Below are 24791 nucleotides of genomic sequence, written 5' to 3' on the forward strand. Positions count from 1 at the left end.
GTTGCTAATAATGCCAACACCACCGCCACAGGACAAAATGCCCAAGCCACAGGCAATAATGCCACGGCAAGCGGTGCTGGTGCTAAAGCGACAGGCAAAGACAGCACAGCGACAGGGACCAATGCTCAAGCGACAGGCACACAATCTACCGCCAGTGGTCAAGGTGCAGTTGCTAATAATGCCAACACCACCGCCACAGGACAAAATGCCCAAGCCACAGGCAATAATGCCACGGCAAGCGGTGCTGGTGCTAAAGCGACAGGCAAAGACAGCACAGCGACAGGGACCAATGCTCAAGCAACAGGCACACAATCTACCGCCAGTGGTCAAGGTGCAGTTGCTAATAATGCTAATACCACCGCCACAGGACAAAATGCCCAAGCCACAGGCAATAATGCCACGGCAAGCGGTGCTGGTGCTAAAGCGACAGGCAAAGACAGCACAGCGACAGGGACCAATGCCCAAGCGACAGGTACACAATCTACCGCCAGTGGTCAAGGTGCAGTTGCTAATAATGCCAACACCACCGCCACAGGACAAAATGCCCAAGCCACAGGCAATAATGCCACGGCAAGCGGTGCTGGTGCTAAAGCGACAGGCAAAGACAGCACAGCGACAGGAACCAATGCCCAAGCGACAGGTACACAATCTACCGCTAGTGGTCAAGGTGCAGTTGCTTCAGGCAATGACAGTACTGCCACAGGACAAAATGCTCAAGCAACAGCTGACGGAGCAACGGCAAGTGGTGCTGATTCTCAAGCCACCGCTCAAAATGCTTCAGCATTTGGTCAAAGCACAAGAGCAGTTGGTGACAACGCTACTACAATGGGGTATCGAGCATATGTTGCTGGTAAAGACAGTACTGCTCTTGGTGCAAACACCGAAGTCACTCACAACAGCTCAGTGGCATTAGGTAGTCGTTCTATTACAACACGTGATAACGAAGTCTCCATCGGTTCACTCAATGCTCCACGTCTGCTTGCTAATGTCAAAGACGGTGTATTAGACACAGATGCAGTCAATGTGCGTCAGCTCAACAAAGTCAGTGGACAGCTAGGTCAGCGTATAAACGCACTCACTCAAATAATGGAGCGTAATAGCCTTGAGCATCGTGCTGCGATTGCAGGGGCAAATGCTGCTATTGGCTTGCCACAGGTTTATCTGCCTGGTAAGTCAATGATGGCGGTTGCATTTGGTACTCATAAAGGACAAAATGCTATCGCTGTGGGTTATTCTGCGAGTAGCGACAATGGTAAGCTTGTGTTTAAATTGCAAGGTAATGCTAACACTCAGAAAGATCTTTCAGGTTCAGTCGGTTTAGGCTACCAATGGTAATTTAGGCTATTCGTCAATAACAATAAAACCACCCTAAGGGGTGGTTTTTATTTGGTGTCTTGTCTGTGATCGTTTTTTATCTCTAGCTACATACTTTCAGTAAAGGTACGAGTGATCACATCTTGTTGCTGTTCTTTGGTTAGTGAGTTAAAACGCACGGCATAGCCTGAAACACGAATGGTAAGCTGTGGGTATTTCTCTGGATTTTCCATCGCATCAAGCAACATTTCACGATTTAGTACATTTACGTTAAGATGTTGTCCGCCTTCGACGCTGGATTCGTGATGAAAATAACCGTCCATTAAGCCTGCTAAGTTACGTTTTTGTGTATCAAGATCTTTACCTAAAGCGTTCGGTACAATTGAGAATGTGTAAGAAATCCCATCTTTTGCATAGGCAAATGGTAATTTCGCTACGGAAGTAAGAGAAGCTACCGCACCTTTTTGATCACGACCGTGCATTGGGTTTGCCCCAGGGCCAAATGGTGCACCACTGCGACGACCATCTGGAGTGTTCCCTGTTTTCTTACCATACACGACGTTTGAAGTGATAGTCAGTACGGATTGAGTAGGAACCGCATTGCGGTATGTTCCCAATTTTTGGATTTTCTTCATAAAGCGTTCAACTAAATCACACGCAATATCATCAACACGATTATCGTTGTTACCAAATTGTGGGTATTCACCTTCAATTTCAAAATCCAATGCCACATTTTTCGCAACCCCAACAACTTCGCCTGCTTTATTTTTGATTTCAATATCGCCACGAATAGGTTTAACTTTGGCATATTTGATTGCAGACAGTGAGTCCGCCGCCACTGAAAGCCCTGCAATACCACACGCCATCGTACGGAAGACATCACGATCGTGCAATGCCATTAATGCAGATTCATAAGCATACTTGTCATGCATAAAATGAATGATATTTAATGCGGTAACATATTGTTTGGCTAACCAATCCATAAAGCTATCAAGTCGAGCCATTACATCATCGTAATTTAGATATTCGTCAGTAATCGGTTCAGATTTTGGTCCAACTTGGTCGCCTGATTTCTCATCTATGCCACCATTGATTGCATATAATAAGGTTTTCGCCAAGTTTGCTCTTGCCCCAAAGAATTGCATCATTTTGCCAACAATCATCGGACTTACGCAACAGGCAATCGCATAGTCATCACTTTGGAAATCTGGACGCATTAGGTCGTCATTTTCATATTGTACAGACGAGGTTTCAATGGAGACTTTTGCCGCATAGCGTTTAAAACCATCAGGCAGTTGTTCAGACCAAAGAATCGTCAAGTTTGGCTCTGGTGAAGGTCCCATTGTGTAAAGCGTATGTAATAAGCGGAAACTGTTTTTGGTCACTAAAGTGCGTCCGTCTAACCCCATACCTGCAAAAGTTTCCGTTGCCCACATTGGGTCGCCTGAGAATAGTTGATCATATTCAGGTGTACGCAAGAAACGTACCATACGCAATTTCATTACCAAATGATCCATCAATTCTTGGGCTTGCGTTTCGGTAATCAATCCTTTTTTTAAATCACGTTCAATATACACATCAAGGAAAGTAGAGACACGACCAAACGACATCGCTGCCCCATTTTGTGATTTCACGGCGGCTAAATAAGCAAAATAGGTCCATTGTACCGCTTCTTGAGCATTGGTTGCAGGGTGAGAAATATCATAACCATAACTTGCTGCCATCTCTTTCATTTTGCCTAAGGCACGGTGTTGCTCTGCAATTTCTTCACGCAATTGAATAGTCGCTTGAATATCTTCGCCACGCTCTAGTTTTTCTTGTAATGAAGTAAATTGTTTAATTTTATCCTTCATCAAGAAATCTGCACCGTAAAGTGCCATACGGCGATAATCGCCAATAATACGACCACGACCATAAGCATCAGGCAACCCCGTAATCACACCTGATTTACGACAACGTAAAATATCAGGGGTATACACATCAAACACACCTTGGTTGTGCGTTTTACGGTATTCGGTAAAAATATGCTCCACTTCGGGTTTTAATTCTCGCCCATATACTTTGCACGAACCTTTCACCATATTGATGCCACCAAATGGCATAATCGCACGCTTAAGTGGTGCATCAGTTTGAAGCCCAACGATTTTCTCAAGTGATTTATCAATATACCCTGGTGCGTGAGAGGTGATGGTAGACGGTGTATCACAATCAATGTCATAAGGTTCGTGGGTTTTATTTTCCACTTTAATTTTTTCCATCACCTCTGCCCACAGCTTTGTGGTTGCTGGTGTAGCGTCTGCTAAGAAAGACTCATCGCCCTCATACGGCGTGTAGTTCTTTTGGATAAAATCACGCACGTTTACGTCGGTCTGCCATTCACCTGCGGCAAATCCTTCCCACGCTTTTTGTTGTGCTGGTGTTAATTGAGTCATTTTTTTATATCCTCTTGAAGTTGATAAATTCAGTAACAGCGGTGAGATTTTCGCAAAAATCTGCAAGGTCCTCACAAAAACATATTTCGATTATACTCCTGTAGGGACACAGCACCTGCGTCCATAGGCGGACAGGTTCAGCGTGTCTACCATAACCTTTAAATTATTAATGTTTTCTTAAATGCAATACCCACTGCATCATTCCGATAAATAATGCTCCGCCTACAATATTGCCTAAGGTCGCAGGGAGTAGATTTTTACTCAAAAAATTTGCCATCGTTAAATCTGCAAATTGAGAAGCATCAATGCCAATGGCTACCCAAAATTCTGGACTAGCAAAAGAGTGGATTAATACCCCCATCGGGATCATAAACATATTTGCCACGCAATGTTCAAAACCTGAGGCAACAAACATTGCAATTGGTAATACCGTTACAAATGCCTTGTCAGTTAAACTTTTTCCTGCGTATGTTAGCCAAACTGCAATACAAACCATTATGTTGCAAAAAATCCCCAAGGTGAAAGTTTCTATCCAAGTGTGATGGATTTTATGTTGTGCTGTTTTTAAAATCGTCAATCCCCACTGCCCATTTGCTGCCATTATCTCGCCGCTAAACCAAACTAATCCTACGATAACAAATGCACCAATAAAATTACCACCATACACGACAAGCCAATTCTTAGCTAATTGTGTCCAGCTAATCCGCTTGCTAGCTTTAGCAATCACCGTCAGCGTTGAGGAAGTAAATAGTTCCGCCCCAAAAATAACGCACATCGTAATGCCCAACGAAAAAACAATACCGCCAATTAATTTTGCCACTCCCCAAGGGAGTTCAGATGCCCCAACCTGCGAGGTTGCATAAAAAACAAAAGCAATGGAAATATACGCTCCTGCGGTAATCGCAGAAAGGAAGGAGTAAAATTGATTTTTAGTGGCTTTATAGACTGCACTATCTTCGGCAATTTTTGCCATTTCAGCAGGAGAAAACATCAACGATCCTTAAATTAAAATTTGAATCTTTATGAAATTTTTTGAAGATTATAGACCGCTTGTGCTATTCATCAATCATTTTTAGCGATAAAATAGACAAATGGAACTTGTTTTTTGACTTATATCAATATTTAATAAAAACGTTAAATGAATACACGACAAAATAAAACACTTTGTTCACATTACGATTACAACCGTTACAATTTTTATGCTTGATTGCCTGAGTTCCACGATTAATTTGTTTTTTACAATAGAGCAACAACTACTTTTTATGTTCTTGAGTGCTTTTATCAGTGCCACAATTTTCCCTGCAAATTCTGAAATTATCTTTACTTCATTCGCCTCAGCGAATTTATTAAACCCATTATCCCATTTTTCTGATCTGTTCTTCCTAGTTATCATCGCCACATTAGGTAATACTCTCGGTAGCTTAACCGTTTATTGGCTTGGAAAATTTATTCCTTCGGTTAAATTTAAACAAAATTCCTCTTATCCAATACACCTCGCATTAGGTTATAGCCAAAAATATGGGATATGGTGTTTATTGTTCAGTTGGCTGCCAATTATTGGTGATTTATTTTGTGGGATTGCAGGCTGGCTGGGTTTTCATTTTTGGAAAAGTGCATTATTTATCGCAATGGGTAAAGCCGCTCGATATAGCCTTTTGCTTTGGGGAATTTACGCCGTGGTTGGCTAATTCGTACAAAAATGGTATGGTAGTACCGTTAGAATAAGGATATCTTCTATGACTCAACAATGCACAGAAAAACCATTCCCTGAAAAACCATATTCTCAAAAAACACGCCCTGAAATTTTATCGGTGAGTACTATTGCTAAAACGCATATTTTTGAAGTGCAATCTGTGGATTTACGTTTTTCCAATGGCGAAAAACGTACCTATGAACGCCTAACACCAGCACGGAAGTCTTCTGTGATGGTGATCCCAATACAAGGTGAAAATATGATTTTGGTTAAAGAGTATGCTGTCGGTCCAGAGCGTTATGAATTGGGCTTTCCAAAAGGAATGATTGACTTGTGCGAAGAACCTGTTGTCAGTGCCAACCGTGAGTTACAAGAAGAAATTGGCTTTGCGGCAAAAAAACTTGAATTCATTCGTTCGTTATATCACTCACCGAGCCATATGTATGGTTTAATGCACGTTTTTATCGCACAAGATCTTTATCCCTCACAACTCACAGGCGATGAACCTGAGCCGCTTGAAATCGTGTATTTTCCATTAAGAAAGATAGATAAATTACTATCGGATCCTACATTCTCAGAAGCTCGCAATCTTTCTGCCCTATTTTTATTGCGAGATTACCTAAATGCAAATGGATTAAATGCCAGCGGCTTAAAACACAGCGTTGAGGCAGATCTATGCAGTCGCTAAATTCTGCTCTGCTGACAAGCATTCTTCATATTGCAGATGAAGCGGGAAAACACCTCGCTGATTTTTATGCCAAATCAGTCAAGATAAGCATGAAAGCAGATAATACGCCTGTTACCGAAGCTGATCTGTTTATTAGTCAATTTTTAACTGAAAAGCTACAACAATTAACCCCCTCTATTCCTGTGCTATCAGAAGAAAAATGTAATATTCCGCTATTAAAACGGCAACATTGGCAAGAATATTGGATAATCGATCCGCTTGATGGCACGCAACAATTCATTGATCGTACCGATCAATTTTCGATTGTCATTGGGCTAGTACAACAAAATTGCCCTGTCCTTGGCGTTATCCACGCTCCCATTCTAGATAAAACCTATTTTGCCTTCCAAAATGGTGGGGCATATTTACGAGAAAAAGAAAAATATCATTTGCTAACTAACTCTCGTTTATCTATGGATAATAAAATGGCTCGTCTTCGAATAACAATGGGGAGTATCAACCCCAAAGTACTGTCTTGTGTTCGACCTCCCTATGAAGCTGAACTTTTCCAGTACGGCTCAAGTAGCCTTAAAGCAGGCTTGGTTGCAGAAGGTAAAGCAGATTGTTATTTACGCTTGGGCGATACGGGAGAGTGGGATACTGCAGCAGCTGAGATTTTATTATCAGAAATAGGCGGTGCCATTTTTGATCTGCAATTTCAACCCTTGGTATATAATCAACGTGAAACCTTTATCAATCCGCATTTTGTGATGGTGGCAAATAAGCGGTTAGCTTGGAAAACTATTTTGCAATTTAATTAATTCAATCTTGATTTTTTCTTTTTATCTATTTTTTTATTTAACGAATAGCATTTTTGATAAAAATATTGCATAGTACACAAATTTTTAACATACCATTTAACATGGCCCCAAATTGTAGGAAAATCATTATGAATGCAGATAACACTTGTATTGTAATATTCGGTGCGTCAGGCGATTTAACCCACCGAAAATTAATTCCAGCACTGTATAATCTTTATAAAATCGGTAAACTTTCGGAGAATTTCTCGGTACTTGGCGTCTCCCGTACGGAACTCAGCGATGAGGAATTTCAAGAAAAAATGCGTAAAGCATTAGTGAAACACGAAAAAGCAAGCGGTGAGATTTTGGATAAATTTTGCACTCACCTTTACTACCAAGCTGTTAATACCTCTGATGCTGTTGATTATAGCAAACTCGTTCCTCGCCTTGATGAATTACACGATAAATACAATTCAGCGGGCAATACACTTTACTACCTTTCTACGCCACCTAGCCTTTACGGCGTCATTCCAGAATGCCTTGCAGCTAATGGTTTAACCACCGAAGAATTTGGCTGGAAACGTATCATTGTTGAAAAGCCGTTCGGCTATGATATGAAAACGGCTAAAGAATTAGACATTCAAATTCACAACTATTTTGAAGAGCATCAAATTTATCGTATCGATCACTATCTAGGTAAAGAAACTGTACAAAACTTGCTCGTATTACGTTTTTCCAATGGTTTATTTGAACCGCTTTGGAATCGTAATTTTATTGATTACGTTGAGATTACTGGTGCAGAATCCATTGGTGTTGAAGACCGTGGTGGTTATTATGATGGTTCTGGTGCAATGCGTGATATGTTCCAGAATCATTTATTGCAAGTGCTAGCAATGGTGGCAATGGAACCACCTGCGATTATAAATGCAAATTCAATGCGTGATGAAGTTGCAAAAGTACTCCATTGTTTACACCCACTCACGAGTGAAGATGTGAAAAATAATCTTGTGTTAGGACAATACACTAAAGGCAATGTTAATGGTGAAACAGTCAATGGCTATTTGGAAGAAAAAGGTGTGCCTGCCGATTCAAATACTGAAACCTTTATAGCATTGCGTTGTGAAATTGACAACTGGCGTTGGGCTGGCGTGCCATTTTATGTTCGCACAGGTAAACGTTTACCTGTGAGAGTTACGGAAGTTGTAATTCATTTTAAAACCACACCACACCCTGTCTTTAGCCAAAATGCACCAGATAACAAATTAATTATTCGTATTCAGCCTGATGAGGGTATTTCGATGCGATTTGGTTTGAAAAAACCAGGGGCAGGTTTTGAGGCTAAAGAAGTGTCAATGGATTTCCGCTACTCTGATTTAAGCTCTAATTCGAGCTTGCTCACCGCCTACGAGCGTTTATTGTTAGATGCTTTAAAAGGCGATGCCACACTGTTCGCTCGCACCGATGCGGTTCATGCCTGCTGGCAATTTGTTCAACCAATACTTGATTATAAAGCACAACGAGGCAGAGTCTATGAATATGAGTCAGGCACTTGGGGACCAAAGGAAGCGGACAAACTTATCGCTAAACACGGAAAGGTATGGCGTAAACCCAGCGGTTTAATGAAGAAAAAAGTGTAAATTAGCAAACCAATCTCCTCCTCTCTATTCAAGGGGGAGTTTGAGTATCAATAAAAGGAAATATTAATGAATTACATTACCTTCCCAACGGCTCAATCTGCGGTGGAAAAAATTGCTCAAGAATTTGAACTATACAGCCAATTAAATCGCCCAGTGCATATTTCACTTTCAGGTGGTTCAACGCCAAAATTACTGTTTAAAACGCTTGCTCAAGCACCCTTTAATACATCAATTAAGTGGGAAAATTTGCATTTTTGGTGGGGCGATGATCGTATGGTGGAACCGCAAGATCCTGAAAGTAATTTTGGTGAAGTTCAAAAGCTATTGTTTGATCACATTGTCATTCCAGCAAAAAATATTCACCGAATTCGTGGTGAAGCCGATATTAAACAAGAACTTGCAAGATTTTCACAAGAATTGACCGCTTGTGTGCCAGCGTTATCTTTTGATTGGATCATTCTAGGAATGGGAACAGATGGGCATACTGCTTCACTCTTTCCACACCAAACAGATTTTACAGATGAAAATGTTGCGACCATTGCAAAGCACCCCGAAACAGGACAAACTCGCATTTCTAAAACAGCCTCATTAATTGAGCGAGCAAAACGCATTACTTATTTAGTAACAGGTGCGGCAAAAGCGGAAATTCTGCAAGAAATTCAGACTGTGCCAGCGAGTGAGTTACCCTATCCAGCCGCTCGTATTAAAGCTAAACAGGGCGTAACGGAATGGTATTTAGATAAAGAGGCTGGGGCGTTGTTGAGATAATTTGGTCAAGTGCTTTTAACACAGTTACATTGTATAGCAAAATGACCGTAGCTTTATTTTAGAGAAATAGGAGAATTCAATGAAACCCATCGTTTACTTCGCACCATGGTGTCCCGACACTACCCCATTTTTTGTAGAATTAGAACGTTTAAATATTGATGTGGAAAAAGTGGATATGGTTGGCAATCCAGCAGGCTTAAAAGCATTCTTAAAACTACGGGACAACCACCCAGCCTTTGATAATGTGAAGAAAAATGGCTATATCGGCATTCCAGCGTTAGTGTTGGAGAATGGGAATGTGGTGTTGGATAAAGATCAATTAGTAAGTATTTTAGGTTAAATTATGGGTCGTACATTGATTGTTTTTGATCTGGATACTCATTGCTTGGAAAGAAATTATCATAATCCAAGTTGGCGTAATGCATATTCTGATGTAGAGCCTATCCTTAAAAAAACACGGTTTTACTAATATTCAAGGTACGGTGTATTTAAGCGATGTAGGAATAAAACAAGCACATGGAACGTTTGCATTACAAGAGATTGCAGCTCGTTTTGAATGGTTTGCTAGTTGTGCATCAAATATTCAGTTTTATGAATTAAAAGATGATTTTAATGCTCAATTTATTGTCGATGGTGTACAAAATGCTTGAATGGCGTTTAATCGTTCCTTAGAAAATTTACGCAAGGAATTAAGACGCTGGTTTACCAGACAGTAAAGTTGATGAAATCGTGCATAAATGTGAATTTTCTTTGCAATTTTTGCAGGAAAATTTGTTAGAGATTAAAAATTAAAAAGTGCGGGCAAAATTCCACGGATTTTCCGCAAATAGATTAACTAAAACAGGAGAATACAATGTCAGTAAAAGGCGACATCGGCGTGATTGGACTCGCCGTAATGGGTCAAAACTTGATTTTAAATATGAACGACAATGGCTTTAAAGTGGTGGCGTATAACCGCACTACATCAAAAGTCGATGAGTTCTTGGAAGGTGCTGCAAAGGGAACAAATATCATCGGTGCCTATTCATTAGAGGATCTTGCGTCGAAGTTAGAAAAACCTCGTAAGGTGATGCTAATGGTGCGTGCAGGCGAAGTGGTAGATCAATTTATTGATGCCCTTCTTCCACACTTAGAAGAAGGCGACATTATCATTGATGGCGGTAACTCAAACTATCCAGATTCCAACCGCCGTGTGAAAGATTTAGCAGCGAAAGGTATTCGTTTTATCGGCACGGGTGTGTCGGGTGGTGAAGAAGGTGCTCGCCACGGACCGTCCATTATGCCTGGTGGTAACGTTGAAGCTTGGGAACACGTTAAACCGATTTTACAAGCAATTGCAGCAAAAACTGATGAAGGCGAACCTTGCTGCGACTGGGTGGGTAAAGAAGGTTCTGGTCATTTCGTAAAAATGGTTCACAATGGTATCGAGTATGGTGATATGCAATTAATTTGTGAAGCCTATCAATTCTTAAAAGACGGCTTAGGCTTAAATTACGATGAAATGCAAGCCATCTTTAAAGAGTGGCAAAAAACCGAATTAGATAGCTATCTCATCGACATCACCACCGATATTTTGGGATATAACGATGAAGATGGCACGCCATTAGTTGAGAAAATCTTAGATACCGCAGGGCAAAAGGGAACAGGTAAATGGACAGGTATCAATGCCTTAGATTTCGGTATTCCATTAACGCTAATCACCGAATCCGTATTCGCTCGTTGCGTATCTGCATTTAAAGAGCAACGTGTAGCAGCATCAAAACTGTTCAACAAAACTATCAGCCCAGTAGAAGGCGATAAAAAAGTTTGGATTGAAGCGGTTCGTAAAGCATTATTAGCATCAAAAATCATTTCATACGCTCAAGGTTTTATGTTGATTCGTGAAGCCTCTGAAAACTTTGGTTGGGACATCAATTACGGCGGCACTGCACTACTATGGCGTGAAGGCTGTATTATCCGTAGTCGTTTCTTAGGTAATATCCGTGATGCTTATGAAGCAAATCCTGATCTGATTTTCTTAGGTTCAGATGACTACTTCAAAAACATTTTAGAAAATGCAATGGCTGACTGGCGTAAAGTGGTGGCAAAATCTATCGAAGTGGGTATTCCAATGCCGTGTATGGCATCTGCAATTACATTCTTAGATGGTTACACATCAGCACGTTTACCAGCAAATCTTTTACAAGCACAACGTGATTATTTCGGTGCTCACACCTATGAACGCACTGATAAACCTCGTGGCGAATTCTTCCACACCAACTGGACAGGACGCGGCGGAAATACCGCATCAACAACTTACGATGTCTAATTCACAAGCGGGCAAATTTGCCCGTTTTTTGCAATCTCACATAAATTTTGAGAAATTTATATTCTTATTATTGATAAGGAATCTTTATGATCACTCTACATACTAACTTAGGCGATATTAAACTAAAACTCGATTTTGATAAGGCACCAATCACAGCCAAAAACTTTGAAGACTATGCAAAATCAGGGTTCTATAATCAAACTCTATTTCACCGTGTTATTGATGGCTTTATGATTCAAGGTGGCGGAATGAATGTAGATTTTTCTGAAAAGCCAACAAATGCCCCAATTCAAAATGAAGCGAATAATCGTTTAAGCAATAAACGAGGTACGATTGCGATGGCACGCACGTCTGATCCTCATTCTGCTAGTTCACAATTTTTTATCAACACCGTAGATAACACTTTTTTAGATTACCGTTCAAAAGAGATGCACGGGCGTGAAGTTGTGCAAGAATGGGGCTATACTGTATTTGGTGAAGTCGTGGAAGGCATGGACGTGGTTGATCGCATTCAGTCTGTCAAAACTGGCAATCATAGTTTTCACCAAGATGTACCAAAAGACGCAGTGATTATTGAATCCGTTAGCGTTGAATAAGGAGCAAGAAAACGTTAAATAGACGCCGTTTTATCCAACTTGGAGCTGGCACATTAATCGCATTAAGTGCTTCGCCATTCTCTTTGGCTGCAATCAAAAATTCTGCTGCATTACGAATCGTGGCAACCACTGATGTCCACGGTTTTTTAACTGATTTTGACTACTACAAAGATGAGCCGACACTCAAATTTTAGCCAATTACATCAAAGCAGAGAGTGAAGCAAACGGTGCGGTCAATCCAAATGCTGATCAGAACTGGCGTTTTGCCCCAATTCAATCAAAACATCAGTTAGATATTCGTTTTGAAACCTCACCAAGCGAAAAAGCCAAACAATTTATTCAAGAAAAATCACGTTATGCAACAAAATTCCTTGAATTAGATTCTGCAGGGTTTGCTGTTTATCAGATTGATTTGAGTAAATAAATCTAGCTGCGATTTCAGTTGATTGAATAAATATATCAAGGGCAGTTCGCCATAGTGAATACTGCCCTTGATTGCTAATTCGCAAAAAATCCTTACAATCTGACCGCTTATTTCATTTGGAAAAGAGATAAATCATAGAATGAAGCTCAATACACAACAACAACAAGCTGTGGAGTATGTACAGGGGGCATGTCTTGTATTAGCAGGGGCGGGTTCTGGGAAAACTCGTGTGATTATCAATAAAATTGCACATTTGATCGGAGATTGTGGCTATTTACCAAGACAAATTACTGCGGTAACTTTTACCAATAAAGCGGCACGAGAAATGCGAGAAAGGGTGGCGCATTCGATTGGTCGAGAAAAAACCAAAGGACTGACTATTTCCACTTTTCATACTCTCGGCTTTGATATTCTCAAACGTGAGCATAAATTGCTTGGTTATAAATCGAATATGACACTGTTTGACGAACACGATCAGCTAGCCCTATTAAAACATTTGCTGCCTGATCAGGTTACTGAAGATAAAGAGTTAGTTAAACAGCTTATTGCTACCATATCTAACTGGAAAAATGACCTGCTGTTGCCTGAACAAGTCATTAGCCAAACAAAAACTGACAGAGAACGCATTTTTTCTCATTTTTATCAGCAATACCAAACGCAACTTACAGCCTATAATGCATTAGATTTTGATGATCTCATTATGCAGCCTACTCTACTTTTCAAAAATTTTCCTGAAGCAAGAGAACGCTGGCAGCAAAAAATCCGCTACCTATTAGTCGATGAGTATCAAGATACCAATACCAGCCAGTATGAATTAATTAAATTATTGATGGGGCAACAAGGGCATTTCACCGTCGTGGGCGATGATGATCAGTCTATCTATTCGTGGCGAGGAGCAAGACCTGAAAATATGGCACGCCTGCAACAGGATTTTCCTGATCTAAAGGTGCTAAAACTAGAACAAAATTACCGCTCTAGCCAGCGAATTCTACATTGTGCCAACATTCTTATTGATAACAACGATCACTTATTTAGTAAACGGTTATTTTCTCAGCTTGGAGAAGGGGAAAAACTCAATGTGATTGAAGCTAAAAACGAGGAACACGAGGCTGAACGAATTGTGGGTGAAATCATTGTGCATCGCTACTCTCACAAAACAAAATATAAGGACTATGCTATCCTCTATCGAAGTAATCATCAGTCTCGTTTGCTGGAGAAGTTGCTGATTCAAAACCGCATTCCTTACAAAATTTCGGGCGGTACGTCTTTTTTTGCCAAAGCAGAAATTAAAGATATGCTGGCTTACCTTCGTTTACTTGTAAACCAAGATGACGATGCCGCTTTTTTACGCATCGTCAATACGCCTAAACGTGAAATTGGTGCAGCCACATTAGAAAAATTAGGCGAACTCGCTAATCAAAAACAGTGCAGCTTATTTGAAGCCATTTTTGATTTTGAGCTTATTCAACGGATTACGCCTAAACCTTATCAAGCCTTGCAAAATTTTGCTCGCTGGGTAGTTGAACTGTCAGATCAAGCGGTGCGTTCTGAGCCAAAAAATGCAATCAAAGCAATGCTTGCTCATATTCAATATGAAGCTTACCTCTATGAAGCTGCCAACTCGCCTAAAGTGGCGGAAATGCAAAGTCGTAATGTGCAAACATTATTTGGTTGGGTAGAAAAAATGCTAGAGGGCGATGCACTCAATCCTGCAATGAATTTGAATCAAGTTGTTACCAATCTCACGCTTCGAGATATGCTAGAACGCAGCGAAGATGACGACAGCAGCGATCAAGTACAATTGATGACATTACACGTTTCAAAAGGATTAGAATTTCCGCACGTTTTCCTGATTGGTATGGAGGAAGGCATTTTGCCTCATCAAACCAGCATGGATGAAGATAATATTGAAGAAGAACGCCGTCTTGCTTATGTTGGGATTACACGAGCACAGAAAACGCTCACCTTTTCGCTATGTAAAGAACGTAGACAATATGGTGAAACCATCAAGCCCGAAGTCAGCCGTTTTCTACTTGAACTTCCTCAAGATGATCTATTATGGGAAAAAGACAAACCTGCACTGACAGTCGAACAGAAACAAGAAAAAGTAAGTAACAATATTGCTAGCTTGAAAGCAATGTTAGCAGCAAATAAAAAGTAGTTGATATTATTATTTTCTAATTAAGTTTTGCTTGGTTTATAATTTGGGGGGGATAGCGTCATAAAAAAATAGAGACTAATTGTTTAAACAATTAGTCTCTATTTTTATTTGATAACGTATCCAATAACTACTGGAATTGATTTTTTCTTTATCACTATTAAAACTTAAATAACTTAAACCAATTTTGCTAGAAATTCAGGGAGGTTTTGAGCACCAACTTGTTGAGCAACAACTTCGCCATTTTTAATAATCGCTAAAAATGGAATGCTGCGTACACCAAATTGAGCAGGCACCTGTTGGTTTTCATCAACATTCATTTTAACGATGCGAGCTTTATCGCCGACTTCTACAGCCAAGTCGTCTAACACTGGTCCAATTGCACGACAAGGACCGCACCAAGGTGCCCAAAAATCAAGTAATACTGGGACATCTGATTTTAAAACGTCTTGTTCAAAAGTTGCGTCTGTTGTGTGAATAACTCTACTCATAAGATTTCCTTATTTATTTTTGATGAATAACGCACAAAAATATTGGGCGTTGCGACTGGGGCAAGATAGGGATAAATTACAAAAATTTCAAGTCTCATTTACCAATTTATTTAATTGTTAAAATTTTCTCGTAAATAATTAAGCTTTCAACCTAGCCAAAAAGCGTTCAAATAGGTAGAATTCGTAGCTTGAATTTATTTATTCGGAGAATGTTATGTCGTGGAACGAATCTGGCAATCAAGATCCTTGGGGTAAGCCAGGACAGAAAAAGCCTGAACAGCCTAAACCACAGGGGGGAGAGCAAGAATCGAAACGTTCGGAACAGCAACCACCTGATTTGGAAGAAATGTTTAATAATTTATTGAAAAAAGTAGGTGGTAATAAGAGAAATGGTTCGGGTCAATCCCCATCTCCATCACAGTTGCCTGCTTTAGGAAAATTATGGCCATTTGCATTGGTTATTGGTGTGATTGTGTGGGGATTATCGGGTTTTTATACGGTAAAAGAGGCAGAGCGAGGCGTTGTAACTCGTTTTGGTAAATTACATAATATTGAGCTTCCAGGGCTAAACTGGAAACCAAGCCTGATTGATAATGTAACGCCTGTCAATATTGAGCGAGTAATGGAGCTGAAAACTAATGGTTCAATGCTCACTCAAGATGAAAATATGGTCTTAGTTGAAATGACTGTCCAATACCGTATTGAGGATCCCGCTAAATATTTATTCAGTGTAAGCAATCCTGACGATAGTTTAAAGCAAGCCACTGATAGTGCTTTGCGTTATGTCGTTGGGCATATGACGATGGACGATATTCTTACAACAGGTCGTGCCGTTGTGCGTGAAAATACTTGGAACGCTTTGCGTGATATTATTAAAACTTACGATATGGGGCTGTTGATCACAGACGTGAATTTCCAATATGCTCGTCCACCTGAAGAAGTAAAGGCCGCATTTGATGATGCGATTAAAGCACAGGAAGATGAACAGCGTCTAATCCGTGAAGCAGAAGCTTATGCTCGAGGTCAAGAGCCGATTGCTCGAGGTCAAGCACAACGTATTTTAGAGCAAGCCAATGCGTATAAGGAACAGGTTGTGTTGAATGCACAAGGTGAGGTGCAACGTTTTGTTCAGCTATTACAAGAATATAAACTTGCACCAGAAATTACTCGTGAACGTCTTTATATTCAGACAATGGAAAAAGTCATGAGAAATACGCCGAAAGTGATGATGGATAATGCTCAAGGAAATAATCTTACTGTATTACCAATTGAAAAATTAATCACAAAACCGACCGCTTCAGAGGCAGTGGCACAACCTGCTTCTCCAACACAAACAACCGTGGTACCTGCATACCCATCGCCATCGTTCCCAGTTCAAGCGGAAATAGGGCAATCAGAGAAAGTAGAGCCTGTGCGTAGAGGGAGATTTTAATAATGCGTAAATTATTACCTGTGCTAGCAGTCGTTGTTTTTATATTATTACAATCAATTATTGTAGTAAAAGAGGGGCAACGTGGCATTATGTTGCGTTTTAACAAGGTGCAACGTGATGACAACAATAAAGTCGTTATTTATAACCCAGGGCTGCATTTCAAGCTGCCGTTCCTTGATCAACTCAAAACATTAGATGCAAGAATTCAGACACTTGATGGACAAGAAGATCGCTTTGTTACCGTTGAGAAAAAAGATTTATTAGTCGATTCTTATGTGAAATGGCGTATCAGCGATTTTGGGCAATTTTACACCGCAACAGGTGGAGATTACCAAAAAGCAGCAGATCTCCTACGCCGCAAAGTCAATGACCGCTTACGTTCTGAAATTGGTTCTCGAACCATAAAAGATATTGTATCTGGTTCACGAGGAGAGCTAATGGCTGGGGCTCAAAAGGCGTTGAATACAGGCGATGATGGAGCAGAAAAGTTAGGTATTGAAGTGGTTGACGTTCGTGTTAAGCAAATAAATTTACCGAATGAAGTTTCATCATCAATTTATCAAAGAATGCAAGCCGAACGTGCAGCTGTTGCTCGAGAACACCGTTCTCAAGGCGAAGAAAAAGCTGAATTTATTCGAGCAGAAGTCGATAAAAAAGTTGTTCTCATTCTAGCCAATGCGAACAAAACTGCTGAAGAACTTAAAGGTACTGGCGATGCACAAGCAGCGAAAATTTATGCCCAAGCATTTAATCAAGCCCCTGAATTTTATAGTTTTGTCCGCAGTCTAAAAGCCTATGAGGAAAGTTTTGCACAAGGTAAAAATAACATTATGTTACTCAAACCAAATAGCGATTTCTTCCGCTTTATGCAAGCACCAATAAAATAGTTATAGCTGTCTAGGACCCGAGAAATCGGGTCTTTTTCTGTTTTTTATCATTCGCAAGCGGTTTATTGATAGCCAATTTTTGCAATGAAATATTATTCATTTCACTGACTTTAAGAGGAATTTATTATGGGGAAAAGTGTTGCTATCCTTGGAGCACAATGGGGGGACGAAGGAAAAGGCAAAATCGTTGATTTGCTCACAGATAGAGTGAAGTATGTTGTTCGCTATCAGGGTGGACATAATGCAGGACATACATTAATTATCAACGGTGAGAAAACTGTCCTGCGTCTGATTCCATCAGGTATTTTGCGTGATAATGTAACCTGCCTTATTGGCAACGGTGTCGTACTTTCACCATCAGCATTATTACAAGAAATGGGTGAGTTGGAATCCCGTGGTATTAATGTTCGTGAACGCCTTAAAATTTCTGAGGCCTGCCCGCTTATTTTACCCTACCACGTTGCAATGGATCACGCTCGTGAAGCGGCATTAGGCAAAAATAAAATTGGCACAACTGGGCGAGGTATTGGTCCAGCTTATGAAGATAAGGTCGCACGCCGTGGATTAAGAATTAGCGACTTATTCAACCGAGAAGCTTTTGCAGAAAAACTCAAAGTAATCCTTGAATATTACAATTTTCAACTCGTTCACTATTATAAAACCGAGCCTGTTGATTACCAGAAAACCTTAGATGATGTATTTGCTGTAGCAGACATTATCACAGGAATGGTTGCAGACATTACAACACTACTACACACAGCACGAGAGAACGGTGACAACATTCTATTTGAAGGGGCACAAGGTACAATGCTTGACATCGATCACGGTACTTACCCTTTCGTAACCAGCTCAAATACTACCGCAGGTGGCATTGCAACAGGTTCAGGTTTTGGTCCTCGCCATTTAGATTATGTACTTGGCATTATCAAAGCTTACTGCACTCGTGTGGGTAGCGGTCCATTTACAACCGAATTATTTGATGATGTTGGAGCGGAAATCGCACGCAAAGGCAACGAATTTGGTGCAGTAACAGGTCGTCCTCGCCGCTGTGGTTGGTTTGATGCAGTTGCAGTACGTCGAGCGATTCAAATTAACTCAATTTCAGGCTTTTGTATGACAAAACTTGACGTGCTTGATGGTCTCCAAGAAATTAAAATTTGTACAGCTTATAAAATGCCAAATGGCGATATTGTACAATATGCACCACTTGCCGCTGCTGATTGGGAAGGCATTGAGCCAATTTACGAAACCTTACCAGGCTGGAGTGAAAATACATTTGGCGTAACAAAAATCGAAGACTTACCAACAAATGCAATCAATTACATCAAAAAAATAGAAGAGCTGCTCAATGTTCCTATTGATATTCTTTCAACAGGTCCAGACCGCATCGAAACTATGATTTTGCAAGATCCATTTGTGGCATAGTTTTGCTATAATTCTAAACAAAAAGCTCGCCCTTAAATTAAATATTCATTTAAGGTCGAGCTTTTTTATCAAGCTAGAATAGTCTATTTGTACTGCTTATGGTACTGTCTTTTTAAGGCATCAAGTTTACTGACAACGGTTTTTGCTTCGTCAAGTTTTCCTTCTCTAGCAAGCTCTTGGGCTTCTTGAACGGTATTAATTACCTCTTGGATACCTGCCTGATAACCTTTAAAACGATCTTGCTCATTATCTAAACTTGCTGGCATTGTGTTTTTTGCATTTTGAGCGGCTTTCAAAAAATTATTAGCAGCAATTTGAAACTCTTCACTATCGTTTGCTCCAATCAATGTCACCATCTGTTTTTGCATAGCATACATATCGACTCTAACGCCTTTTGCTATGGTCTGTGTTGAATACACTAATGTTGCTGCCACTAAAAAAAGTTTAAATTTGTTCATTAAAACGTCCCACATAAAAGAAAAAATAGGTAAGCGGTTTGTTTTAAATTACTTTTGCAAAAAATAGTAGAAATCAAACCGCTTACGATTGATAAGTTGTGTATTCTATGTGATCTATCTCTTGCGAGAAAGTAATAATTACTAGAAAATACCTCCCTTTTATACCTCCTATCTTGGAGGTGCTGACTTGTTATCAGAATGAGATTATTCTATGTTATTAACCAAACCCGAATTACTTTCACCAGCAGGCTCACTAAAAAATATGCGTTATGCCTTTGCTTATGGGGCAGATGCTGTTTATGCTGGACAACCTCGATATAGCTTGCGTGTACGCAATAATGAATTTAATCACGCCAATCTTAAAATTGGTATTGATGAAGCCCACGCACAAGGTAAAAAATTCTATGTCGTAGTCAATATTGCACCGCATAATTCTAAATTAAAAACCTTTATTAAAGATTTGGCGACTGTGGTTGAAATGAAGCCTGATGCATTGATTATGTCTGACCCTGGCTTGATTATGTTGGTGCGTGAGCATTTCCCTGAAATGGATATTCATCTTTCAGTACAAGCAAATGCTGTCAACTGGGCTACCGTCAAATTCTGGCAGCAAATGGGGCTAACAAGAGTCATTCTTTCTCGAGAATTATCCATTGATGAAATTGCTGAAATTCGTGAAAAAGTTCCTGAAATGGAATTGGAGATTTTCGTTCACGGTGCGTTATGTATGGCGTATTCTGGGCGTTGCTTATTGTCTGGTTATATTAATAAACGAGATCCTAATCAAGGCACTTGTACCAATGCTTGTCGTTGGGAATATAAAATGGAAGAAGGCACGACAGATGAGGTGGGTAATATTGTACCTGTAGGAAATATAGCCTCAAAAGAGGGTGTGCAAACATACCAGCCTGAAATTGATATAAAAACCGTTGAACCAACTCTTGGCGAAGGGCAAACTACAGATAAAGTCTTTCTTTATACAGAACCCAACCGTCCAAATGAACAAATGAGTGCTTTTGAAGATGAACACGGCACCTATTTTATGAATTCAAAAGATTTACGAGCGGTTCAGCACGTTGAAAAATTAGCACAAATTGGTGTGCATTCTTTGAAAATTGAAGGACGAACTAAGTCATTCTATTATTGTGCAAGAACCGCTCAAGTTTACCGTAAAGCGATAGATGATGCCGCTGCTGGTAAACCTTTTGATGAAAGCCTACTGGACACTCTCGAAAGCCTTGCTCATAGAGGCTATACGGAAGGATTTTTACGTCGTCATACACACGATGAATACCAAAATTATGATTATGGATACTCTATCTCCGAGCGCCAACAGTTTGTTGGTGAATTTACAGGCAAACGTAATTCACAAGGAATGGCAGAGGTGGCGGTAAAAAATAAATTTTTGGTGGGAGATTCCGTTGAAATGATGACCCCAAAGGGAAATATTGTGTTCAAAATTGAACGTATGTTAAATCGGAAAAATGAATTGATTGAAGCTGGTTTGGGCGATGGACATTTTGTCTTCCTTGATGTGCCAAATGATATTAATTTGGACTATGCCTTATTAATGCGTAATCTATCGGCTGCAACGACTCGCAATCCGCATTAATAATTATTGAAAAAAGAAAAATTTAATATGCATACAATAAAGCCTTATAATATAAGGCTTTATTGTAATTTATAGCATAGCACTAAACCAAGTACAATGAGACCATTAGCTGATCTATCTTAAAATTTTCGGTGTCGATGATTTCAAATTTGTACTTGTCATAGAGAACGAAATCCGTTTTTTTGGGGATTTTTCTTAACATATACATCATAAACCCGCTGATAGTTTCATAATTTTCTTGGTTTGGGAATGCTTGAATATCCAATGCTCGCATTACATCTTCAAGGGGAGTTGTACCGTCAATTAACCAAGAGTTTTCATCTCTGCGTACGATTTGTTCTTCTTCATTAGAAACAAGTTCGCCCATTACGATACTCATTACATCATTGAGGGTAACAATGCCAACTACTAAGGCGTATTCATTAATAATAACAGCAAAATCTTCTCCTGATGATTTGAATAATTCGAGTACTTCGTAGAGTGAGAGAGTGTCTGGAATATATAATGCTTTGCGTAATACTCGGCTGTCAGTGAGAGAAACTTGTTGAGTTTGCAAATACAAGGTAAGTAAAGTATGTGATTCTACATAACCGATAATTTTGTCAATTCCGCCATCTGCAATCACAACTTTTGAGTGCGAGTTTTGACTAAGAGTGTCTAATACTTGTTGTCGGGAAAATGATTTATCTAAAAAGACAATATTCTCACGAGTAGTCATTGTTGATGTGACAGTGCGTTGTTGCATATCAAAAATATTCTCAATGAGATACTGTTCTTGGGTTTTAAGTACACCTGCCTCTGCACCTGCATCTACCATTGCAATAATATCTTCAGAGGTCATATTATCTTGACGAACAGTAGAAATGCCTAATAAACGAAAAAGCAAGTTGGCAATAACATCAAATAATACGACCAGTGGTTTAAATAAAAAGATATTGAATACAATGATATTGACCATTCTAATTGCAATTTTTTCAGGGTTTGCTATTGCTAAACGTTTGGGCATTAAATCGGCAAATAAAATAAAAGATATAGTAACAAAAGCAAAAGAGAGCCAAGAGGATAAGCTAGCAAGCCATTGAGCTTCGCTATATTGACTTAAAAAATTAAATACATAGGGGGTAAGTGAGCCTTCACCAATCATTCCTCCTAAAATAGCCACCATATTTAAGCCAATTTGTACGACAGTGATAAATTGCCCTGGTTGCTCTTGTAATTCAAGCACTTTTTTCGCTTTTAAATTACCTTCACTGGCAAGACTTTGTAATTTTAACTTTCTAGCTCCAGCAAGGGAAATTTCGCCTGAGGAGATAATAGCACTGATGATAATCAGTAAAATAATAATTAGGATTGATTCAATAAGCCCCATAATATCCAATCTTTTTCATTAAAAAACCGCTTGTGTGATGAGAGATAACAGCAAGCGGTCTAATTAGGTGGAATTTTTACAAATTCACCACAAATTTTCCGACGCCAAGTTCATCTTCTTTGCGAGTGCGTTCAATAACACTTTGTGCAGATTCAATCGTACGCAATCCCATTTCATCTTCAGTTCGCACAACTTCACCACGCAAAGAATTTGTCCAGACATCAGTAATTTTTATATCGACAAACTTGCCAATCATATCAGGCGAGCCTTTAAAATTAACGATACGGTTATTTTCCGTTCGTCCTGTTAGCTCCATTAAATCCCGTTTAGAAGGACCTTCCACTAATACTCGCTGCTCTGTGCCTAACATTGCTCGACTGAATTGCATTGCTTGATGGTTAATTCGCTGCTGTAGTCGGTATAAACGCTCTTTTTTCTCGTCTTCGCTTACATCATCAGGCAGATCAGCTGCAGGCGTACCTGGACGAGCTGAATAAATAAAACTAAAGCTCATATCAAAATTGACTTGTTCAATAACTTTCATCGTTTGTTCAAAATCAGCCGCCGTTTCCCCAGGGAAACCTACAATAAAGTCCGAACTGATTTGAATATCTGGACGCACAGCTCGCAATTTACGGATAATCGCTTTATACTCTAAGGCGGTATGGCTACGTTTCATCATAGTTAGCACCCTATCTGAACCGCTTTGAATCGGTAAATGCAGAAAACTAACCAGCTCAGGCGTATCTCGATAAACCTCAATAATATCATCGGTAAATTCGATAGGGTGGCTTGTGGTATAACGTAGACGGTCAATACCATCAATCGCTGCGACAAGACGAAGTAATTCTGCAAAAGTACAAATATCACCATCAAATGTTGCACCACGGTAGGCATTCACATTTTGTCCAAGTAAATTAACTTCACGCACACCTTGTGCCGCAAGTTGAGCAATTTCAAACAATACATCATCAACTGGACGGCTAACTTCTTCACCTCGAGTGTACGGCACAACGCAAAATGAACAATATTTGTTACACCCTTCCATAATTGATACGAATGCGGTTGGCCCTTCTGCTTTTGGCTCTGGCAGGCGATCAAACTTCTCAATTTCAGGAAAACTAATATCTACAATGGGGGAGTTACGGTCGCCTCGAATACGATTAATCATTTCGGGCAAACGGTGTAAAGTTTGCGGTCCGAATACAATATCAACAAAGGGTGCACGATCACGGATATGCTCACCTTCTTGTGAAGCCACGCAGCCCCCCACGCCAATAATTAAATTTGGGTTCTCTTTTTTCCAATTTTTCCAACGCCCAAGTTGGGAAAATACTTTTTCTTGTGCCTTCTCACGAATGGAGCAAGTGTTAAGCAATAACACATCAGCCTCTTCTGGCGTTTCTGTCAATTCAAAACCGTGTGTAGCATTGAGCAAATCTGCCATTTTTGATGAGTCATACTCATTCATTTGGCAGCCCCACGTCGTAATATGTAATTTCTGTGTCATAAAAATAATTTTCAGTGCTAATTAGAAAGGGTATAACGTGTTGTTTTCACGCAAAATTGGCGATATTTTACCTGTTTGAGGACAATCTGGCTATGATAAATTAGCCCCTCTGACAAAATATTGAACGAGACAAACCGCTCAAATCTTACGAAGATAAAATACAAAAATCCGCATTGAGAGCATCAAATGCGGATTCATAGGATAAAAAATAATTATTTTGTAACGGTTAAAATAACGCTTTCACCTTGAATTACTTCGCCTGTTAATTTTTGTAGGGTGCTAATCTCGTCCATATTAGAAATAACAACAGGTGTTAATACTGATTTTGCTTTGCCTTCTAATAGAGGCAAGTCAAATTGAATAATGGGATCACCCACTTTGACGCTCTGTCCTTCTTCTGCTAAGCGAGAGAAACCTTCCCCTTTCAGTTCTACAGTATCGATACCAAAGTGGACGAATAACTCAACACCTTCATCAGATTCAATAGAAAATGCGTGGTTAGTTTCAAAAATTTTACCAATAACACCATCAACTGGTGAAACAATTGTGTTACCTGCTGGACGAATTGCGATACCATCACCAACAATTTTTTCTGAAAATACAACATCTGGTACATCTTCAATATTAACTAATTCGCCAGAAAGCGGTGCATAAATTTTAATTTCTTTAATTGACGAATCTTTCTTACCGCCAAAAAGTTTACCAAAAATTCCCATATTTAATCTCCATTAATATAACTATGTTAACATAACTAAGTAAACAAAATTCTCGTATATATTCTATACGAGAATTCTTACTTTGTATGTAACT

At 39.7% G+C, this 24791-nt stretch carries 22 protein-coding genes and 2 pseudogenes; 16 read left to right on the forward strand and 8 right to left on the reverse strand.

Annotation, left to right across the window (positions count from 1 at the left end):
- The coding region (locus EV693_RS00005) for a YadA family autotransporter adhesin (RefSeq protein WP_132500355.1) at positions 1-1335 on the forward strand (1335 nt) is incomplete at its 5' end.
- Between the two features lie 86 nt (positions 1336-1421).
- Here the strand turns inward: EV693_RS00005 and pflB are convergent.
- Both pflB and focA read right to left on the reverse strand, forming a co-directional pair.
- On the reverse strand, positions 1422-3746 hold the full coding sequence (gene pflB, locus EV693_RS00010; RefSeq protein ID WP_132500356.1) for a formate C-acetyltransferase: 2325 nt from the start codon (positions 3744-3746) through the stop codon (positions 1422-1424).
- Between the two features lie 166 nt (positions 3747-3912).
- The gene (gene focA, locus EV693_RS00015) at positions 3913-4737 is read right to left on the reverse strand and encodes a formate transporter FocA (protein ID WP_132500357.1); all 825 of its coding nucleotides are present in this window, start codon (positions 4735-4737) and stop codon (positions 3913-3915) included.
- Between the two features lie 208 nt (positions 4738-4945).
- Here focA and EV693_RS00020 point away from each other — a divergent pair, with 208 nt between their 5' ends.
- The 9 genes and pseudogenes from EV693_RS00020 (at position 4946) to EV693_RS00060 (ending at position 12215) form a co-directional block, all read left to right on the forward strand.
- A complete protein-coding gene (locus tag EV693_RS00020) occupies positions 4946-5434 on the forward strand; it encodes a YqaA family protein (RefSeq protein WP_132500358.1) in 489 nt (162 codons plus the stop codon).
- A 48-nt stretch (positions 5435-5482) separates the two neighbouring features.
- The gene (gene nudE, locus EV693_RS00025; RefSeq protein WP_132500359.1) at positions 5483-6127 is read left to right on the forward strand and encodes an ADP compounds hydrolase NudE; all 645 of its coding nucleotides are present in this window, start codon (positions 5483-5485) and stop codon (positions 6125-6127) included.
- Positions 6115-6927, forward strand: a complete 813-nt coding sequence (cysQ, locus tag EV693_RS00030) for a 3'(2'),5'-bisphosphate nucleotidase CysQ (RefSeq protein ID WP_132500360.1) — start codon at positions 6115-6117, stop codon at positions 6925-6927. The genes nudE and cysQ overlap by 13 nt, the downstream gene beginning before the upstream one ends.
- A 128-nt stretch (positions 6928-7055) precedes the next feature.
- Positions 7056-8543 (forward strand): glucose-6-phosphate dehydrogenase, encoded by a 1488-nt coding sequence (gene zwf / locus EV693_RS00035; RefSeq protein ID WP_132500361.1) that lies wholly within the window; start codon positions 7056-7058, stop codon positions 8541-8543.
- A gap of 66 nt (positions 8544-8609) precedes the next feature.
- Positions 8610-9311: a 6-phosphogluconolactonase gene (pgl, locus tag EV693_RS00040; protein WP_132500362.1), complete on the forward strand. Its 702-nt coding sequence runs from the start codon at positions 8610-8612 to the stop codon at positions 9309-9311.
- Between the two features lie 79 nt (positions 9312-9390).
- On the forward strand, positions 9391-9651 hold the full coding sequence (locus tag EV693_RS00045) for a hypothetical protein (RefSeq protein ID WP_132500363.1): 261 nt from the start codon (positions 9391-9393) through the stop codon (positions 9649-9651).
- A 3-nt stretch (positions 9652-9654) separates the two neighbouring features.
- Positions 9655-10103: pseudogene (locus tag EV693_RS09700) on the forward strand (virulence factor).
- Between the two features lie 61 nt (positions 10104-10164).
- Positions 10165-11619, forward strand: a complete 1455-nt coding sequence (gene gnd, locus EV693_RS00055; RefSeq protein ID WP_132500364.1) for a decarboxylating NADP(+)-dependent phosphogluconate dehydrogenase — start codon at positions 10165-10167, stop codon at positions 11617-11619.
- Between the two features lie 86 nt (positions 11620-11705).
- Positions 11706-12215 carry a peptidylprolyl isomerase gene (locus tag EV693_RS00060; protein ID WP_132500365.1) on the forward strand — a complete coding sequence of 170 codons (510 nt, stop codon included), beginning with the start codon at positions 11706-11708 and terminating at the stop codon, positions 12213-12215.
- Here EV693_RS00060 and EV693_RS09430 read toward each other — a convergent pair.
- Positions 12202-12345 (reverse strand): hypothetical protein, encoded by a 144-nt coding sequence (locus EV693_RS09430; protein WP_165904853.1) that lies wholly within the window; start codon positions 12343-12345, stop codon positions 12202-12204. The genes EV693_RS00060 and EV693_RS09430 overlap by 14 nt on opposite strands.
- Before the next feature lie 54 nt (positions 12346-12399).
- Between EV693_RS09430 and EV693_RS09575 the strand changes: the two are divergent.
- Both EV693_RS09575 and rep read left to right on the forward strand, forming a co-directional pair.
- Positions 12400-12639 (forward strand): annotated as a pseudogene (locus EV693_RS09575) (2',3'-cyclic-nucleotide 2'-phosphodiesterase); the annotation flags it as partial.
- 139 nt (positions 12640-12778) lie between these two features.
- On the forward strand, positions 12779-14800 hold the full coding sequence (gene rep, locus EV693_RS00065; protein ID WP_132500366.1) for a DNA helicase Rep: 2022 nt from the start codon (positions 12779-12781) through the stop codon (positions 14798-14800).
- A gap of 173 nt (positions 14801-14973) precedes the next feature.
- Here the strand turns inward: rep and trxA are convergent, their stop codons facing one another.
- On the reverse strand, positions 14974-15288 hold the full coding sequence (gene trxA / locus EV693_RS00070) for a thioredoxin (RefSeq protein ID WP_132500367.1): 315 nt from the start codon (positions 15286-15288) through the stop codon (positions 14974-14976).
- A gap of 214 nt (positions 15289-15502) precedes the next feature.
- Here trxA and hflK point away from each other — a divergent pair, with 214 nt between their 5' ends.
- The 3 genes from hflK (at position 15503) to EV693_RS00085 (ending at position 19032) form a co-directional block, all read left to right on the forward strand.
- The gene (gene hflK, locus EV693_RS00075; protein WP_132500368.1) at positions 15503-16720 is read left to right on the forward strand and encodes an FtsH protease activity modulator HflK; all 1218 of its coding nucleotides are present in this window, start codon (positions 15503-15505) and stop codon (positions 16718-16720) included.
- 2 nt (positions 16721-16722) lie between these two features.
- A complete protein-coding gene (hflC, locus tag EV693_RS00080; RefSeq protein ID WP_132500369.1) occupies positions 16723-17607 on the forward strand; it encodes a protease modulator HflC in 885 nt (294 codons plus the stop codon).
- A gap of 126 nt (positions 17608-17733) precedes the next feature.
- Positions 17734-19032 (forward strand): adenylosuccinate synthase, encoded by a 1299-nt coding sequence (locus tag EV693_RS00085; protein ID WP_132500370.1) that lies wholly within the window; start codon positions 17734-17736, stop codon positions 19030-19032.
- A gap of 83 nt (positions 19033-19115) precedes the next feature.
- On the opposite strand, the gene EV693_RS00090 is transcribed toward EV693_RS00085, so the two are convergent.
- A complete protein-coding gene (locus EV693_RS00090; RefSeq protein ID WP_132500371.1) occupies positions 19116-19490 on the reverse strand; it encodes a cytochrome b562 in 375 nt (124 codons plus the stop codon).
- Between the two features lie 211 nt (positions 19491-19701).
- On the opposite strand from EV693_RS00090, the gene trhP reads away from it, so the two are divergent.
- Positions 19702-21102, forward strand: a complete 1401-nt coding sequence (trhP, locus tag EV693_RS00095; RefSeq protein ID WP_132500372.1) for a prephenate-dependent tRNA uridine(34) hydroxylase TrhP — start codon at positions 19702-19704, stop codon at positions 21100-21102.
- Between the two features lie 82 nt (positions 21103-21184).
- Here the strand turns inward: trhP and paeA are convergent, their stop codons facing one another.
- The 3 genes from paeA to crr form a co-directional block, all read right to left on the reverse strand.
- Positions 21185-22471 carry a polyamine export protein PaeA gene (gene paeA / locus EV693_RS00100; RefSeq protein ID WP_132500373.1) on the reverse strand — a complete coding sequence of 429 codons (1287 nt, stop codon included), beginning with the start codon at positions 22469-22471 and terminating at the stop codon, positions 21185-21187.
- Positions 22472-22547: 76 nt separating this feature from the next.
- On the reverse strand, positions 22548-23981 hold the full coding sequence (miaB, locus tag EV693_RS00105) for a tRNA (N6-isopentenyl adenosine(37)-C2)-methylthiotransferase MiaB (RefSeq protein ID WP_132500374.1): 1434 nt from the start codon (positions 23979-23981) through the stop codon (positions 22548-22550).
- Between the two features lie 212 nt (positions 23982-24193).
- Entirely contained in the window at positions 24194-24697 is a 504-nt protein-coding gene (gene crr, locus EV693_RS00110) for a PTS glucose transporter subunit IIA (RefSeq protein ID WP_132500375.1), read from the reverse strand.
- Positions 24698-24791 lie beyond the last annotated feature (94 nt).

The sequence above is a fragment of the Nicoletella semolina genome (genome assembly GCF_004345745.1).
Classification (GTDB): Bacteria; Pseudomonadota; Gammaproteobacteria; order Enterobacterales; family Pasteurellaceae; genus Nicoletella; species Nicoletella semolina.